We start from the raw sequence: 16204 nt of genomic DNA, 5'->3' as shown, positions 1-16204 counted from the left end.
GCCCACCGATCGTCACTCACAGTCACATTCGGAGGACCGATGGCCACCCGCCTCGCTCGCCTGATCGCCCGGTTCGTCGCCACCTGCTCCGACTGCGGAGCCCGCATCCCCGCCGACCAGGTCATGTGCTCGATCTGCGCCAACAAGTAGCCGACCGTCGCGAAAGGACACCACCCGATGGCAAGCAACAAGCCTCTCGTGCACCGCGGAACCAAGTCCTGGTGGACCGGCGACGTGAAGACCCTCTGCGGGCTCACCATCCCGCGCGGTGACGCCAAGTCGCCCTGGTTCATCAAGCCCGCATGCCCACAGTGCGAGGCCATCCACGAGGCCCGCAAGCGCAAGTAGCGCACCGACCCTGCCGGGCCGTCCGCGACACCGTCTCCGGGCGGCCCGGCAGCTCCCAGACCATCCGCACTCGCGAAAGGTTCTCCATGACTACCGCCACCGCCACCGCGACCGACGCCCTGACCGACCCGGAGCGCCAGTTTCTCGGCTGCCTGATGCAGATGCCCGCCCGCCCGGCGCGGCGGCTGCTGGCCGGGATGCGCGCCGCCGACTTCACCGGCGGCATGGCCGCCCACGTCCTCCAACTCGCCATCGAGGTCGTGGCCGCCGAGCACACCCCGGCCCCGGTCACCCTCTACGCCCACGCCCTGACAACCGGGCAGGCACCGGGCGAGAAGCGCCGCGAGTGGCTGTCCGGCTGGCTCATCGACACCTTCCGCGACGCGCCACCGGCCGAGCTGGCCCACCACCTGAAGGCCGTGCTGCTGGAGGCCGCGTGGCGACGCGCGCTGCTCGCTCACGCTCGCCGGATCGAGCAGGCCGCGGCTGGCTCGTCCACGGCGGTGCTGCGCGAGCTGGCCGACGACACCGCCGCCATCGACGAACTGTGGACCCGCTACCAGGCCGCCACGACGGCCCCGACCCACCTGGAGGTGGCCGCCTGATGCCCGCCAACCACGGCGCAGCGCTGCTCGACACGCTGCGCGACGCACTGACCCGGTACGTGGTCATGCCCTCCGAACAGGCCACCGATGCCGTCGTGCTCTGGATCGCCGCCACCCACGCCCAACCCGCCTGGGCGCACGCCCCGCGGCTGGTGATCCGGGCACCGGAACGGCGGTGCGGGAAGTCGAGGCTGCTCGACATCGTGGAGGCCACCTGCCACGACCCGCTGATCACGGTCAACGCCAGCCCGGCCGCGGTGTACCGCTCGATCACCCCGGACCCGCCGGTGCTGCTGGTGGACGAGGCCGACACCATCTTCGGCCCGAAGGCCGGGGACAACGAGGACCTGCGCGGGCTGCTCAACGCCGGACACCAGCGCGGCCGGCCAGCCCTGCGCTACGACGCCGCCACCTCCAAGGTCGTCACCATCCCGACCTTCGCCATGGCCGCGCTCGCGGGGATCGGGGCGATGCCCGACACCATCGAGGACCGCGCCGTGGTCGTGCACATGCGCCGCCGCGCCTCCGGGGAGAAGACCTTCCCCTACCGCGCCCGGCGCGACCGGGAACCGCTCCGCGCGCTGGCGCAGCAGCTCACCGAGTGGCTGCGCGGCGACATGGCCATCCTCGAACGGGCCGAACCGGCGATGCCGGTGGAGGACCGGGCCGCCGACACCTGGGAACCGCTGGTCGCCGTCGCCGACCACGCCGGGGGCGACTGGCCCGAACGCGCCCGCGCCGCCGCCGTGGAGATGACCCGCGAGCACAACGAAACCGGGGAAATCTCCGACCGGCTGCGGCTGCTCATCGACTGCCGCACCGCCTTCGCCGACGACCTCGCCCTGCCCACCGCCGAGCTGCTGCACCGACTACGCGGCCTGGAGGAATCGCCATGGCGGGAGTTCGGGCCGACCGGGCTCACCGCCATGAAACTCGGGACGCTGCTCAAGGAGTACGGCATCCGCTCGGCCACCATCCGCTTCCCCGGCAGCGGGCAAGCCAAGGGCTACCAGCGCGCCGACTTCGCCGACGCCTGGAGCCGCTACGCACCCGAGCTCGACACCTCGGCAGGGGGTGAGCCGTCCCAGCCGTACCAGCCTCATAACCCCAGCTCAGACCCGGTACGGCTTGACGAGTGGTACGGCTCAAGCCGTACCAGCAAAAAAGCCGTACCGCCCCTGACCAGCAAAAACGACGCTGGTACGGCTGGGACGGCAACCCCCCTCAAAGTCGTCGGCGACACCGCCTGACCACCCCTGAAATCACCACGTCCGCACCCCAGCTCGACTTATGGGAGCACACCGCATGGACACCGCCACATCGGTAGCCAAGACGACTGGTCAGTCCCTTCCGCCCCTGATCCCGCTGCCTACGGCCGCCCAGCTCCTTGGGCTCAGCCGGGCCTCCGCATACCGGTACGCCGCTGCCGGTGAGCTGCCTGTGCGCCGCTTCGGTCGCCGGGTGTTCGTTCTGCGCTCTGGTCTCGCTGCACTGCTCGAAGTCGACGAGTCCGAGCTGTCCGCGATTGGCACGGAGGCCGCCTGATGCCACGTACGAGGAAGCGCCGCGGTATCCCTGGCTCGGTCACCCGCCGCGGCAACAAGTGGGCGTACGCGTTCGACGGTCCGGCAGACCCGCTCACCGGTGAGCGGAACCGGATCCGGAAAAGCGGCTTCGAGTCCGAGGACGAGGCGTGGGAAAAGATGGCCGAGGCGCAGGCCAAGCTGCGTGAGGGCCAGCTCACCAAGCCGTCGAAGCGGACAGTCACCCAATTCTTCGAGGAGTGGTTCCCGAAGATGCGCACCAGCATCGGATCACCGACGACGGCGAACAACTACGAGACGCTGGCTCGCGCGTACGTCATCCCGGTGATCGGCAAGAAGCGTCTCCAGGACATCGACGCGATCACCGTGGCCTCCCTCTACGAGCACCTGCTCAACAGCGGCAGGAGGAGGCGCGACACGAACGGAGAGATGTTCAGGATCTGGCAGGAGGTGACTGGCCGCGGTGATGAGATCAGCGCTCGGGAGCTAGCCCGGCAGGTCGGCGTGACGCACGACGCGGCCTACAAGGCGATGCGGAGGTTCCGGGCCGGACGCACGCCGACCGACGCAACGAACGGCCTGAGCAAGAAGACGGTGCGTTCGGTCCACATCATGCTCAGGTCAGCCTTCGCCGATGCGGTGACCTGGAAATACGTGCCTACCAATCCCGTAGCGGCTGTCAAGGCTCCTTCCCCGGAGAATCGAAGTCACCGGACCTGGACCCCGGCGGAACTGCGACGGTTCCTCACGGCCGTCCAGTCGGACCGCCTCTACGCGATGTGGCTGCTGCTGGCCACAACCGGGATGCGCCGCTCGGAAGTCGCCGGCCTCCGCTTGGACGGGCTGGACCTCGACAACGGGGCGCTCGCGGTGAAGGCGACGAGGGTGGTCACGAACGGCAAGGTTCGACAGGGGTTCGGCAAGTCGCGCCGGAGCCGTCGTCGCCTCTCGCTGGACAAGGCGACAGTGGCCGCCCTACTCACCCATGTGGAGATGATCCAGGCTGAGAAGGCTACGTGGGCCGACGCGTACCAGGACCACGGACTGGTGTTCTGCTGGGAGGACGGGCGGCCGATTTACCCGGACACGATCACCGAGTGGCTGGCCCGTATCGCCGACCGACTGGGCCTGCCGCACCTGACTCTGCACGAACTCAGGCACACCTACGCCACCACGGCGCTGCGGGCTGGAGTCCACCCCAAGATCGTCAGCTCTCGACTGGGCCACGCCACGGTCGCGTTCACCCTGGACCTCTACACCGCGGACATCCCGGAGCTTGACCAGGCAGCAGCTCAGGAGATCAGCAACCTGTTCCTCGGCACACCAGGCTTCGGGGCGGATGCGATGGAGGTCACGTTGGAAGCCGCCTGAGCCTCGCTTCCCAGGCGGATAACGGGCCGTTTGGCCACAACATTGGCCACAAGTCCGGCACGTCCGCTAAGACCACAAAACCCCGGTGGCGCTGTTTTGCCTGATCAGCGCTACCGGGGTGGTGGTGGGCCCAGGAGGACTTGAACCTCCGACCTCTTCGTTATCAGCGAAGCGCTCTAACCGCCTGAGCTATGGGCCCCGGGAACGAGGAAAAGACTACAGGATGCCCTCTACTCCCTTTCCGACAGGGTCACCTCAAGGCCACCGGCCAGGTCGGCGGACACGTTGTAGATGAACGCGCTCACCGTGGCCAGCGCCGAGAGCAGCACGATGTTGATCGCGCCGAGGATGGCCGCTATGCCGAACACCCGCCCCGCGCTGATGAGCGGGTCGGACGGGGCGTTGCCACCGTCACCCGAGACCAGGGACGAGTAGGTGCCGTTGAGCTTGTCCCACACGCCCATGCCGTCGAGCACCGTGTACAGCACGCCGACCGCAACCAGCCACACGAAGAACATCGCCACGCCGAGCACCAGCGACAGCTTCAGCACCGACCACGGGTCGAACCGCTTGACCTGGAGGCTCGCCCGGCGCGGGCCGCGGCCGGGGCGGCGCAGCGCGCTCGGCGTGCCCCGCCCCTTCCCCTGGGTGCCCGGTACGTTCACCGTCTCCTGCGTGCGCAGGCCCGCGAACGGGTCGTCGGCCGGCTGGGCCGCGTTCCCGAACAGGCCCTGCGCCGCGCTGCCGCTGACGACCGGACGCTCGGGCGCGGCAGGCGCGGCCGGCGCCGCCGCTTCCGCCTGCTGGCCGGCCTTCGGCAGCCACTGCGTCGGACCTTCGGCCGTGCCGTTGCCGCTGTCCTTGCCCAAGCGCTGCCAGGGCGGGGACGCCTTGTCGGCGGCGACCGTGGGCTGTTCGGAGTTCTCGGGCGAAGTCACTCAATAATCCTTACCCGGCATCAGGCTGCGGAGCCTGGGCACCGGTCTCGTCTCCGTTGCCTTCACCATTACCGACGTCTGAGGGCTCGTCCGCGTTGCGTGCCACCGCGAGCAGAGTCGTCCCCTCCCCCAGGTTGATCAGGCGCACGCCCTTGGTCTGCCGTCCCGCCTTGCGCACCTGCTCCGCCGCGGTCCGGATCACCCCGCCGCTCGAGGTGATGGCGTACAGCTCGTCGTCCACGTCGACGATGAGCGCACCCACCAGCCTGCCACGTTTCCGGTCGTGCTGGATGGTCAGCACGCCCTTTCCGCCACGGCCCTGTACCGGATAGTCCTCGATCGGCGTCCGCTTGGCGTAGCCACCGTCGGTGGCGACCAGCAGGAACTTCTCCGGCTTCACCACGTTCAGCGCGAGCAGCTCGTCGCCCTCGTTGAAGCGCATGCCCAGCACACCCGAGGTCGCGCGGCCCATGGGGCGCAGCGTCTCGTCGGTGGCGTGGAACCGGATCGACTGGCCCTCCGCCGACACCAGCAGCAGGTCGTCCTCCGGGCCGGCGAGCACGGCACCGACCAGTTCGTCGCCTTCGCGCAGGTTGACCGCGATCAGGCCGCCGGAGCGGTTCGAGTCGAAGTCGCTGAGCTTGGTCTTCTTGACGAGGCCCTTCTTCGTGGCGAGCACCAGGTACGGCGCCACCTCGTAGTTCGGGATCTCGATGACCTGGGCGATCTCCTCGTCGGGCTGGAACGCCAGCAGGTTCGCGACGTGCTGGCCGCGGGCGGCGCGGTTGGCCTCCGGCAGCTCGTACGCCTTGGCGCGGTAGACCCGGCCCTTGTTCGTGAAGAACAGGAGCCAGTCGTGCGTGGAGCACACGAAGAAGTGCTGCACGATGTCGTCCTGCTTGAGCGCCGCGCCCTGCACGCCCTTGCCGCCACGCTTCTGCGAGCGGTACAGGTCGGTCTTGGTGCGCTTGGCGTAACCGGTGCGCGTGATGGTGACCACCACGTCCTCGACCGCGATCAGGTCCTCGACCGACACGTCGCCGTCGAACGGGATGATCTGGGTGCGCCGGTCGTCGCCGTACTTCTCGACGATCTCGGCCAGCTCGTCCTTGACGATCTGGCGCTGCCGCTCGGGCTTGTCGAGGATGTCCTTGTAGTCCGCGATCTCCAGCTCGATCTTCGCCAGCTCGTCGACGATCTTCTGCCGCTCCAGCGCGGCCAGCCGCCGCAGCTGCATCTCCAGGATCGCCGTGGCCTGGATCTCGTCGACGTCGAGCAGCTCCATCAGGCCGGTCCGCGCGACGTCGACCGTCTCCGACCGCCGGATCAACGCGATGACCTCGTCGAGCATGTCCAGCGCCTTGACGTACCCACGCAGGATGTGGGCCCGTTCCTCGGCCTTGCGCAGGCGGAACCGGGTGCGCCGGACGATGACCTCGATCTGGTGCTTGATGTAGTGCCGCACCACCTGGTCCAGCCGCAGCGTGCGGGGCACGCCGTCGACGAGGGCCAGCATGTTGACGCCGAAGTTGTACTGCAGCTGGGTGTGCTTGTAGAGGTTGTTCAGCACGACCTTCGCGACCGCGTCCCGCTTCAGCGTGATCACGATCCGCATGCCGCGGCGGCTGTTCGACTCGTCGGCGATGTCGGCGATGCCGGTGAGCTTCCCGTCGCGCACGAGCGCGGCGATGTTCTCCACCAGGTTGTCCGGGTTGACCTGGTACGGCAGCTCCGTGACGACCAGCGTGGTGCGGCCCTTGAGGTCCTCCTCGACCTCGACGACCGCGCGCATCTTCACCGAACCGCGGCCGGTGCGGTACGCCTCCTCGATCCCGGAGGTGCCCAGGATCAGGCCCTTCGTGGGGAAGTCCGGGCCCTTGATGCGCATCAGCAGCGCGGCGAGCAGCTCGTCGTCGGTGGCTTCCCAGTTGTCCAGCGACCAGACGATGCCGTCGGCGACCTCCCGCAGGTTGTGCGGCGGGATGTTCGTCGCCATGCCGACCGCGATCCCCGAGGTGCCGTTGACCAGCAGGTTCGGGATGCGGGCCGGCAGGACGTCCGGCTCCTGGGTGCGGCCGTCGTAGTTGTCCGAGAAGTCGACGGTCTCCTCGTCGATCTCCCGGAGCATCTCCATCGCGAGCGGGTCCAGGCGGCACTCGGTGTACCGCATGGCCGCCGCGGGGTCGTTGCCCGGCGAGCCGAAGTTGCCCTGCCCGTCGATCAGCGGGTACCGCATCGCCCAGGGCTGGGCGAGCCGCACGAGCGCGTCGTAGATCGCCGAGTCACCGTGCGGGTGGTAGTTGCCCATGACGTCGCCGACCACGCGCGAGCACTTGTTGTACCCGCGGTCCGGCCGGAAACCCGAGTCGTACATGGAGTACAGCACGCGGCGGTGCACCGGCTTGAGGCCGTCACGCACGTCCGGCAGCGCCCGCGACACGATCACGCTCATCGCGTAGTCGATGTAGGAGCGCTGCATCTCCTGCTGGATGTCGACCGGCTCGGTGCGGTCGTGCTCCGGCGGCAAGGTTTCCGTCATGGGATCCTTCTCGTGAAAAACTCGGGCTGGACGGCGGGACGGCTACACGTCGAGGAAGCGGACGTCCTTGGCGTTGCGCGTGATGAACGAGCGGCGTGCTTCCACGTCCTCACCCATCAGGACGCTGAACAGCTCGTCCGCGGCGGCGGCGTCGTCGAGGGTCACCTGCAGCAGCAGGCGGCGTGCGGGATCCATCGTGGTCTCCCACAGCTCCTCGGCGTTCATCTCGCCGAGACCCTTGTAACGCTGGATGCCGTCTTCCTTCGGCAGCTTGCGGCCGGCCTCGGCACCCGCGGCCAGCAGACCGTCGCGTTCCTTGTCCGAGTAGGCGTACTCCGGCTCCGACCGCGGCCACTTGATCTTGTACAGCGGCGGGCACGCGAGGTACACGTGGCCGTGCTCGATCAGCTGCGGCATGAAGCGGAACAGCAGCGTCAGCAGCAGCGTGCGGATGTGCTGGCCGTCGACGTCGGCGTCGGCCATCAGCACGATCTTGTGGTAGCGCAGCTTGGAGATGTCGAAGTCGTCGTGGATACCGGTGCCCAGCGCGGTGATCAGCGACTGGACCTCGTTGTTCTTGAGCACCCGGTCGATGCGGGCCTTCTCCACGTTGATGATCTTGCCCCGGATCGGCAGGATCGCCTGGAACCGCGACTCGCGGCCCTCCTTGGCCGAACCACCCGCCGAGTCACCCTCGACGATGTAGAGCTCGCACTCCTCCGGGTTGGTGGACTGGCAGTCCTTGAGCTTGCCGGGCAGGCCGCCGATGTCCATCGCGCCCTTGCGGCGCACCAGATCCCGCGCCCGCCGGGCGGCCATGCGCGCCTGCGCGCTGCCGATCGCCTTGTTGATGATCGTCTTGGCTTCCCCGGGGTTGCGCTCGAACCAGTCGGCGAGCCACTCGTTCGTCTTGCTCTGCACGAACGACTTCGCCTCGCTGTTGCCCAGCTTGGTCTTGGTCTGGCCCTCGAACTGCGGCTCCGCCAGCTTGATCGACACGATCGCGGCGAGCCCCTCGCGCACGTCCTCGCCGGAGAGGTTCTCGTCCTTCTCCTTGAGCAGCTTCTTGTCGCGCGCGTACGCGTTCACGACACGCGTGAGCGCCGCGCGGAAGCCCTCCTCGTGCGTACCGCCCTCGTGCGTGTTGATCGTGTTGGCGAACGTGTGCACCGACGGCGTGTAGGAGTTGTTCCACTGCATCGCGACCTCGACCTCGAGGCCTTCGCCCTTGGCGTCGAAGGAGATGACGCTCGGGTGGATGGGGTCCTTGCTGCCGTTGATGTGCTTGACGAAGTCCTCGAGCCCGCCCGGGTAGTGGTAGACGCGCTCCCTCACGCGGGCCTGCTGGCCGTCGACGTCGGTCTCGGTCTCGTCGTCGGTGACGCGCTCGTCCCGCAGGGTGATGTAGAGGCCCTTGTTGAGGAAGGCCATCTCCTGCAGCCGGCGGGCGACCGTCTCAGCGTTGTACGTCGTGGTTTCGAAGATGTCCGGGTCGGCCCAGAACGTGGTGGTGGTGCCGGTGTCCTCGGCGGGGCCGGCGTCGATGAGCTCCCCGGGCTTCGCGTGGTCGTAGTGCTGCTTCCAGAGCCGGCCGTCGCGGCGGACCTCGACGTCGAGCGCCGTGGACAGCGCGTTGACGACCGAGATGCCCACGCCGTGCAGACCGCCGGAGACCGCGTACGAGTCGCTGTCGAACTTGCCGCCCGCGTGCAGCACGGTGTGCACGACCTCGATGGTCGGCCGGTGCTCCTTCGGGTGCATGTCGACGGGGATGCCGCGGCCGTCGTCGGCGACGCGGACGCCGCCGTCGGCCAGCAGCGTCACCTCGACCTTGGTCGCGTACCCGGCCATCGCCTCGTCGACGGAGTTGTCGACGACTTCCTGGATAAGATGGTGGAGGCCGCGCTCACCGGTCGAGCCGATGTACATGCCGGGACGTTTCCGGACGGCTTCGAGCCCCTCGAGCACGGTGATGGAGGACGCGTTGTAATCGTTCTTGGCTGCCACAGGCCTGCTTTCTCCTCAGTCTCGCCCAAGGGGTCCCCGCTCCCTCGTCCATTCTACTTGGCCAGGCGCGCACACATGCGGCAAGGACACCCCTGATTTCCTCACAGAGCCACGAACTCGAACCCGGATGGGTGCCGGGGTGGCTCTGCGTCATGCCGAGGCATCAGGACGCGTTCGCGCCTCAGCCGTACGTGTCCCGGGGACCGCGTCCGGAAATGTGCCGGGGACCCTTGCGCCAGCTGGGCGCGGTGGGCCCGTGGATGCGCATGCGCTTGACCACGCCGTGCCCGACCGCGGCGGCGATCTTCGTGAGGAGCTGGCCCTGGAGCAGCCGGAGCTGGGTGGCCCACGCGGTGGAGCTGGCGCGGACGGTGAGTTCGCCGTCCTTGAGGGACACCGGCTGGGCGTGCTCGGCGACCTCCTCGCCGACGAGCCGGGCCCACTGCCCGAACACCTGGCCGTCCGTCAGCCGCTGGTTCCACCCTCGTTCGCTGGCCACCCGGTTCATCAGGCGCCCGAGCGGCTGGGGGTCGCGGGGGTCGGCGCCGGGGCCGGACCAGCGGCGCCGGCGGGGGTTCTGGTTGAGCTCGCTCGCCTTCACGGGTTTGCGCCTGCCCGGTTCCACACCCCGGGCCTCGGCCTTCGCACGGGCGGCCGCCAGCGCGTCCCTCGCCAGGTCACGGCCGGTGACGGGGCCGGGTGCGGGGTCACGATCCGTGGCGGATATGGTGTCTCCCGCCCCTTCACCCCCCGCTCGGGTTGTCGAATCCGACTCGTTCGGCCGCTTGCTCACCCGCGGCGATGACGCGCTCACCGTGTTATCCACACTATCCACAGACTTATCCCCAGATCGGTGGGTAAATTGTGTGGCCCCGGTCACTCGGGGTACCTGGTCGGGTTCCTCAGGCACGGCGCACCTCTCCCTCTGCGACGGCGAACCGCGTGCCCGTCAGCTCTTCGGGCAAGTCCTCGTCCACCGCCGCGGTGATCAGGACCTGTTCGGCGACCGCCGCGACCTCCGCGAGCCGCGCCCGGCGACGGCGGTCCAGCTCGGCGAACACGTCGTCCAGCATCAACACGGGTTCACCGTTCTCCGCGCGCAGCAGCTCGTACGACCCCAACCGCAGCGCGAGCGCGAAGGACCACGACTCGCCGTGGCTCGCGTACCCCTTCGCCGGTGCCTCACCGAGGATCAGCTCCAGCTCGTCGCGGTGCGGGCCGACCAGGCTCACCCCGCGTTCCAGCTCGGACTGCCGCGCCTCGGCCAGCGCCTCGACGAGGATGGCCGACAGCTTCTCCGGATCCGCCCGTTCCCCGTCCGGTCTGCCGTAGCCCGCAGGCAACGCCTCACCCAGGCTCGACCGGTAGGAGATCTTCGCCGGGCGTGAGTCGGGTGCGACCCCGGCGTACGCCGCCGACGTGTGCGGCGCCAGGTCGGCGACGAGGTCCAGCCGCGCGGCGAGCAACTGCGCGCCGACCGTCGCGAGGTGGTTGTCCCACACTTCGAGCGTCGACAGCGCGTACGGGTCGTCACGCGCACCTTTTCTCTTACCGGCCGTTTTCAGCAGAGCGTTGCGCTGCCGCAGGACACGTTCGTAGTCCGAGCGCACCCCCGCCCAGCGCGGGGCGCGCTGCACGAGCAGCTCGTCCAGAAAGCGCCGCCGCTCACCGGGGTCACCCCGCACGAGCGCCAGGTCCTCCGGGGAGAACAGCACCGTGCGCAGGATGCCGAGGATGTCGCGCGGCTTGCCGACCGCACCGCGGTTGACCCGCGCGCGGTTGGCCTTGCCCGGCGTGATCTCGAGTTCGACGGTCAGCTCGCGGTCGTCGTTGACCACGGCCGCCCGCACCAGGGCGCGCTCACAGCCGTGCCGGACGAGCGGCGCGTCCGTGGCGACGCGGTGCGAACCGAGCGTCGCCAGGTAACCGATCGCCTCCAGCAGGTTGGTCTTGCCCCGGCCGTTGGGGCCGACCAGCACGGTCGGCCCCGGCGTCAACGGCAGGTCGGCGTGCTCCCACGAACGGAAGTCGGTGACCTGGAGGTGACGGAGGTACAAGGTCGCCTACTGACCGACCTTCTTGACGGAGTGCCCGCCGAACTGGTTGCGCAGCGCGGCGACGGCCCGCATCGCGGCGGAGTCCTTCTGGCGGGAGGAGAACCGGGCGAACAGCGCGGCCGAGATCACCGGGGCGGGCACCGCGTTGTTGATGGCCTCCTCCAGCGTCCAGCGGCCCTCGCCCGAGTCCTCGACGTAACCCTCGAGGTCGTCGAGGTCGGGGTCCTCGTCGAGCGCGCGGACCAGCAGGTCGAGCAGCCAGGACCGGACGACGGTGCCCCGCTGCCAGCCCTTGATGACGGCGGGCACGTCGTCGATGACCTTCGCGGCTTCCATCAGCTCGAAGCCCTCGGCGTAGGCCTGCATGACGCCGTACTCGATGCCGTTGTGGATCATCTTCGCGTAGTGGCCGGCGCCGACCGAGCCCGCGTGCGAGAAGCCCTCCTCGCGCGGCCCCTCCGGGCGCAGCGCGTCGAAGATCGGCATCGCGCGCTCGACGTCCTCCGCGGGGCCGCCGACCATCAGGCCGTACCCGTTGTCCTTGCCCCACACGCCACCGGAGACACCGCAGTCGAGGTAGCCGATGTTCTTGGCGGCGAGCACCTCGGAGTTGCGCTTGTCGTCGGTGAACTTCGAGTTCCCGCCGTCGATCACCAGGTCACCGTCGGACAGCAGCCCCGCCAGCTCGTCCACCGTGTCGCGCGTCGGGCCGCCCGCGGGCACCATGATCCACACGATGCGCGGCGCCTCGAGCTTCGACACCATGTCGGCGAGCGAGGTCGAGTCGCTCACCTCGGGGTTGCGGTCGTAGCCCACCACCTCGTGCCCGGCGGCGCGCAGCCGCTCGCGCATGTTGAAGCCCATCTTGCCGAGGCCGACGAGTCCCAGCTGAACCATCGAAAATCCCCTTTTGTCGTTCGCTTCCGGTCAGCCGGGTAGGCGGACCGGCATCAACAGGTAGAGGTAACCAGGAACGACCTGGCCCTGCTCGTCTGCCGGCTTGATCAAAGCCGGACGGTTGGGGGTGGTGAACGTCAGCTCGGCCCGGTCGGCGTGCAGCGCGCCGAGGCCGTCGACCAGGTAACCCGGGTTGAACGCGATCGTCACCGGCTCGCCTTCGTAGTCCACCGGCAGCTCTTCCTCGGCACTGCCCTCGTCGTCACCACCCGCGGACAACCGCAGTGAACCGTCCGCGAATTCCAGCCGCACCTGGGTACCCCGCTCCGCGACGAGGGACACGCGCTTGATCGCGTCCGACAGCGGGGCGACGTTGATCACCGCGCGGGAGGTGTGCTGCGCGGGCAGCAGCTGGCGGTACGGCGGGAACTCCGCGTCGAGCAGGCGGGTCGTGGTGTAGCGGCCGGAGCCGGCGAGACCGAGGAGGCCCTCACCGCTGGCGAGGCTCAGCGAAACCTTCGCCCCGCTCGCGCCGAGCGACTTGGCGGCTTCGGCGAGCGTCCGCGCGGGCACGAGCACCGCGGCGTCCTCGAGACCTTCGGCCGGTTCCCACGTGAACTCGCGCATCGCGAGCCGGAAGCGGTCGGTGGCGACGAGGGTGAGCGTGGTGCCGGAGATCTCCAGCCGCATGCCGGTGAGCATGGGGAGCGTGTCGTCCTTGCCCGCGGCGACGGCGACCTGGGTGACGGCCTGGCCGAAGGCGTCGCCGGCGACCTCACCGGCGAGCGCGGGCTGGGCCGGCAGCGCCGGGTAGTCCTCGACGGGCATGGTCGGCAGGGAGAAGCGCGCGTTGCCGCACGTGATGGACGCGCGGGAGCCGTCGACGAAGATCTCGACCGGCTGTGCGGGCAGCGCCTTGGTGATGTCGGCGAGCAACCGGCCCGACACGAGCAGCCGCCCGCCGTCGGCGATCGTCGCGGGGACGCCCACCGTCGCGGAGACCTCGTAGTCGAAGCCGGAGACGGTGAGCGCGTCGGTGGACCCGTCGGATCCGGCGTCGAGCAGGACGCCGCCGAGTACCGGTACCGGTGGCCGGGACGGCAGGCTGCGTGCCACCCACGCGACGGCGTCGGCCAGCCCGTCTCGCTCGACGCGGATCTTCATGCGCCCATCCTTTCGACAGCCGAGCCACCCCCCTTGGGGGCTCGAGAAGATCGACAAACGGCCCTGGACGCGCGGTACGCAGCGCGGTGACCAGGGATCTCGCGGTGTGGTGGAGCCCGGCAGCCGGTGTCGCCAACGACCTGCGGGCCTGGGTGTGGATACCCACGTTAGAACGTGACCCCGCCTGCCGTCATTCGGGGCAGGCCATCGACTTGTCGACAAGTGTCCTGCCTCGTCCCCGCTTGTCCCCAGATCCACAGCCGCCTGTTTTTGCTTTGCAAGAACTTCTTGAGAAGAACAAGGGCAGTGACAGTAATAGGGGCTGTGAATTGTGTGGACAGCCGGTGTCGTCGCAGGTCCGACGGCGCGGCGGGATGTGGACAGCTGGGGAGTACTCCCCGTGGACAGTTTCGGGCGTCCGTGGACAACTCCCGGCTTCCCACAGCCCGTCCACATCCATCCACAGTTGTCCACACAACCTTCCCCAACTGTGGGTGGGTTTGTGCCCAGGCTTTCCTCAGACGCGGAGGGCCGCGGAGTTCACTCCGGTGAGGGACGGAGATCTATTTTCGATGCGGTCCCGTTACCGGGATCACAGGCGAACGCACGCTTCGAGTACCCGTGCCGTCCGCGGGAAAACTCGGTGCAGCGCGGCCGGATCCGGCGTGCAGGGCGCCGTCGCGGACAGCAGCGCCGGAAACCGTTGCCCCGCAACGGCCGCCTGACGTCTGCGGCGACTGTCCTACTTGAACACTCCAAAACCCCCGTCGCGCAATGGAAACGAACACGCGCGGATCAAGGAGGCCGCGGTCGAACGCGGCCTGGCGGAGATCAGGGGGCAGTGCGCGGCTACTGCCGAGCGCGCTGCTTGATGCGGAAGGTCAGTTCCTGCACCTGGTCGTAGATCCGGCGCCGCTCCGCCATTTCCTTGCGGATCTTCTTGTCCGCGTGCATGACGGTGGTGTGGTCTCGACCACCGAAGGTCTGGCCGATCTTCGGCAGCGACATGTCGGTCAGTTCACGGCACAGGTACATCGCGATCTGCCGCGCCGTGGCGAGCGCTTTCGTCTTGCCGGGACCGCAGAGGTCGTCGATCGTCACGTCGAAGAACTCCGCCGTCGTCGCCATGATCGTCGGGGCGCTGATCTCCGGCGCCTGCGAATCGGGGATGAGATCGCGCAGCACGATCTCCGCCAGGCCGACGTCGACCGGTTGCTGGTTCAGCGACGCGAACGCCGTGACGCGGATGAGCGCGCCTTCGAGTTCGCGGATGTTCGCCTCGACGCGCGAGGCGATGAACTCCAGCACCTCACCAGGCACGGCGAGCCGGTCCTGCGCGGCCTTCTTCCGCAGGATCGCGATGCGGGTTTCCAGCTCGGGCGGCTGGATGTCGGTGATCAGTCCCCACTCGAACCGCGTGCGCAGCCGGTCCTCCAGGGTTTCCAGCCGCTTGGGCGGCCGGTCCGAGGACACGACGATCTGCTTGTTCGCGTTGTGGAGCGTGTTGAAGGTGTGGAAGAACTCCTCCTGGGTTCCTTCCTTCCCTTCCAGGAACTGGATGTCGTCGACAAGCAGGATGTCGATGTCGCGGTAGCGGCGCTGGAACGCCACCTTGCGGTCGTCGCGCAGCGAGTTGATGAAGTCGTTGGTGAATTCCTCGGTCGACACGTAACGCACGCGCATCCCGGGGAACAGCCGTTGCGCGTAGTGCCCGACCGCGTGCAGCAGGTGCGTCTTCCCCAGCCCGGACTCGCCCCAGATGAACAAGGGGTTGTACGCGCGGGAAGGCGCTTCCGCGACGGCGAAGGCGGCCGCGTGCGCGAAGCGGTTCGAGGCGCCGATGACGAAGGTGTCGAACGTGTACTTCTCGTTCAGGCGCGTCTTCGAAGTCTGCGGCTGGGCCGGCGCGGTGTACGGCTGGCCGGCGACCGGCTGTCCGGAGAACATCGGCCAGATCTCGTGTGCGGCGGCGAGCGCGTCGCCCTCTTCGTCCACTTCTTCGTCTCCGTCGTCGTCGACGGGCGCGAGGATCGGCTTCGCGGGCTCGGCCTGGACGCGGGTGCGCCGCATCGGCGGCAGCATGCCGTCGTCGAGCGGCGGCATCACCGGCCGGGCCGGGGCTTCCGCGGGCACGTTGTCCACGCGAGCGGGTGACGGTGCGTACTGGGGTTGCGGCGGCGGAGGCGGCACCTCGGCCGTGTCGACCTTCACCGCCAGCGACACCGGACGGCCGAGGCGGCGGGACAGGGCGTGCGTGATCGGTTCACGCAGCGCGCGCTCGATGGCTTCCTTCGCGAAGTCACTGGGGGCGGCCAGCAGCGCGGTGCCGTCGAGCAGACCGATCGGACGGGTGACGCGCATCCAGGCGCGCTGCTGGGGGGAGAGTGTCCCGTCGGACAGCTCACGGACCACCTGCTCCCAGACGACACCCAGATTCATCTGGTGCTCGGACACCGCTTCAGCTCCCCTCCCCTCGTCACCCCAGGCGGAACCACCCCTCGGCCACGGTCGCGGGCAGCGGCCATCCACAGAGTTGTCCACAACTGTGCACTAATGTACGGCGACCCACAGCGACTCCACCTGCGGGTGCAACCTACGCCAGCAAGATCCTCCGCACCTTTCGCCGGCGGCGCCGAGCCCCACGGACGGGTGACTCAAGAGGAGACACGCTAACAAAGCCTCGCGCTGCCAGACAAGACGCCTGGTGCAGAAGGATTCCACGACCCGCCCCCGC

At 68.8% G+C, this 16204-nt stretch carries 13 protein-coding genes and 1 tRNA gene; 5 read left to right on the top strand and 9 right to left on the bottom strand.

What is annotated here, in order from left to right; all coding sequences use genetic code 11:
- The first annotated feature begins 177 nt into the window (after positions 1 to 177).
- The 5 genes from BMZ92_RS37355 (at position 178) to BMZ92_RS13015 (ending at position 3868) form a co-directional block, all read left to right on the top strand.
- A complete protein-coding gene (locus BMZ92_RS37355; RefSeq protein ID WP_177228664.1) occupies positions 178 to 348 on the top strand; it encodes a hypothetical protein in 171 nt (56 codons plus the stop codon).
- Between the two features lie 86 nt (positions 349 to 434).
- Positions 435 to 953, top strand: coding sequence for a hypothetical protein (locus BMZ92_RS13030; protein WP_091506665.1), 519 nt, complete (start codon positions 435 to 437; stop codon positions 951 to 953).
- Entirely contained in the window at positions 953 to 2203 is a 1251-nt protein-coding gene (locus BMZ92_RS13025; RefSeq protein ID WP_091506663.1) for a DUF3631 domain-containing protein, read from the top strand. The genes BMZ92_RS13030 and BMZ92_RS13025 overlap by 1 nt, the downstream gene beginning before the upstream one ends.
- Before the next feature lie 40 nt (positions 2204 to 2243).
- A complete protein-coding gene (locus tag BMZ92_RS13020; RefSeq protein WP_342743489.1) occupies positions 2244 to 2498 on the top strand; it encodes a helix-turn-helix domain-containing protein in 255 nt (84 codons plus the stop codon).
- The gene (locus BMZ92_RS13015; RefSeq protein ID WP_091506660.1) at positions 2498 to 3868 is read left to right on the top strand and encodes a site-specific integrase; all 1371 of its coding nucleotides are present in this window, start codon (positions 2498 to 2500) and stop codon (positions 3866 to 3868) included. The genes BMZ92_RS13020 and BMZ92_RS13015 overlap by 1 nt, the downstream gene beginning before the upstream one ends.
- A 122-nt stretch (positions 3869 to 3990) precedes the next feature.
- On the opposite strand, the gene BMZ92_RS13010 is transcribed toward BMZ92_RS13015, so the two are convergent.
- The 9 genes from BMZ92_RS13010 to dnaA all read right to left on the bottom strand — a co-directional run bounded on the left by BMZ92_RS13010 (position 3991) and on the right by dnaA (position 15924).
- Positions 3991 to 4067: transfer RNA gene (locus tag BMZ92_RS13010), tRNA-Ile, on the bottom strand.
- 31 nt (positions 4068 to 4098) lie between these two features.
- Positions 4099 to 4806 (bottom strand): DUF3566 domain-containing protein, encoded by a 708-nt coding sequence (locus tag BMZ92_RS13005; RefSeq protein ID WP_177228663.1) that lies wholly within the window; start codon positions 4804 to 4806, stop codon positions 4099 to 4101.
- 10 nt (positions 4807 to 4816) lie between these two features.
- Positions 4817 to 7345, bottom strand: a complete 2529-nt coding sequence (gene gyrA, locus BMZ92_RS13000; RefSeq protein WP_091506658.1) for a DNA gyrase subunit A — start codon at positions 7343 to 7345, stop codon at positions 4817 to 4819.
- Positions 7346 to 7387: 42 nt separating this feature from the next.
- The gene (gene gyrB, locus BMZ92_RS12995) at positions 7388 to 9352 is read right to left on the bottom strand and encodes a DNA topoisomerase (ATP-hydrolyzing) subunit B (protein ID WP_091506655.1); all 1965 of its coding nucleotides are present in this window, start codon (positions 9350 to 9352) and stop codon (positions 7388 to 7390) included.
- Between the two features lie 181 nt (positions 9353 to 9533).
- Complete coding sequence (locus BMZ92_RS12990) at positions 9534 to 10079, bottom strand: DciA family protein (RefSeq protein WP_091507071.1); 546 nt, start codon at positions 10077 to 10079, stop codon at positions 9534 to 9536.
- A 175-nt stretch (positions 10080 to 10254) separates the two neighbouring features.
- On the bottom strand, positions 10255 to 11409 hold the full coding sequence (gene recF, locus BMZ92_RS12985) for a DNA replication/repair protein RecF (protein WP_091506652.1): 1155 nt from the start codon (positions 11407 to 11409) through the stop codon (positions 10255 to 10257).
- A gap of 6 nt (positions 11410 to 11415) precedes the next feature.
- The gene (gnd, locus tag BMZ92_RS12980; protein WP_091506651.1) at positions 11416 to 12306 is read right to left on the bottom strand and encodes a phosphogluconate dehydrogenase (NAD(+)-dependent, decarboxylating); all 891 of its coding nucleotides are present in this window, start codon (positions 12304 to 12306) and stop codon (positions 11416 to 11418) included.
- Between the two features lie 30 nt (positions 12307 to 12336).
- Complete coding sequence (gene dnaN / locus BMZ92_RS12975; protein WP_091506648.1) at positions 12337 to 13470, bottom strand: DNA polymerase III subunit beta; 1134 nt, start codon at positions 13468 to 13470, stop codon at positions 12337 to 12339.
- Positions 13471 to 14319: 849 nt separating this feature from the next.
- Complete coding sequence (gene dnaA, locus BMZ92_RS12970) at positions 14320 to 15924, bottom strand: chromosomal replication initiator protein DnaA (RefSeq protein WP_091506646.1); 1605 nt, start codon at positions 15922 to 15924, stop codon at positions 14320 to 14322.
- Positions 15925 to 16204: the final 280 nt, after the last annotated feature.

The sequence above is a fragment of the Amycolatopsis sacchari genome (assembly GCF_900114035.1).
Classification (GTDB): domain Bacteria; phylum Actinomycetota; class Actinomycetes; order Mycobacteriales; family Pseudonocardiaceae; genus Amycolatopsis_E; species Amycolatopsis_E sacchari.
The sequence above is the reverse complement of the archived record's forward strand: the minus strand, read 5'-3'. Positions and strand labels throughout refer to the sequence as shown.

Excerpts from the sequence above, each read along its gene's own strand:
- BMZ92_RS37355 (WP_177228664.1), top strand. The coding sequence starts at position 178 with ATGGCAAGCAACAAGCCTCTCGTGCACCGCGGAACCAAGTCCTGGTGG.
- BMZ92_RS13030 (WP_091506665.1), top strand. The coding sequence starts at position 435 with ATGACTACCGCCACCGCCACCGCGACCGACGCCCTGACCGACCCGGAG.
- BMZ92_RS13025 (WP_091506663.1), top strand. The coding sequence starts at position 953 with ATGCCCGCCAACCACGGCGCAGCGCTGCTCGACACGCTGCGCGACGCA.
- BMZ92_RS13020 (WP_342743489.1), top strand. The coding sequence starts at position 2,244 with ATGGGAGCACACCGCATGGACACCGCCACATCGGTAGCCAAGACGACT.
- BMZ92_RS13015 (WP_091506660.1), top strand. The coding sequence starts at position 2,498 with ATGCCACGTACGAGGAAGCGCCGCGGTATCCCTGGCTCGGTCACCCGC.
- gyrA (WP_091506658.1), bottom strand. The coding sequence starts at position 7,345 with ATGACGGAAACCTTGCCGCCGGAGCACGACCGCACCGAGCCGGTCGAC.
- gnd (WP_091506651.1), bottom strand. The coding sequence starts at position 12,306 with ATGGTTCAGCTGGGACTCGTCGGCCTCGGCAAGATGGGCTTCAACATG.
- dnaN (WP_091506648.1), bottom strand. The coding sequence starts at position 13,470 with ATGAAGATCCGCGTCGAGCGAGACGGGCTGGCCGACGCCGTCGCGTGG.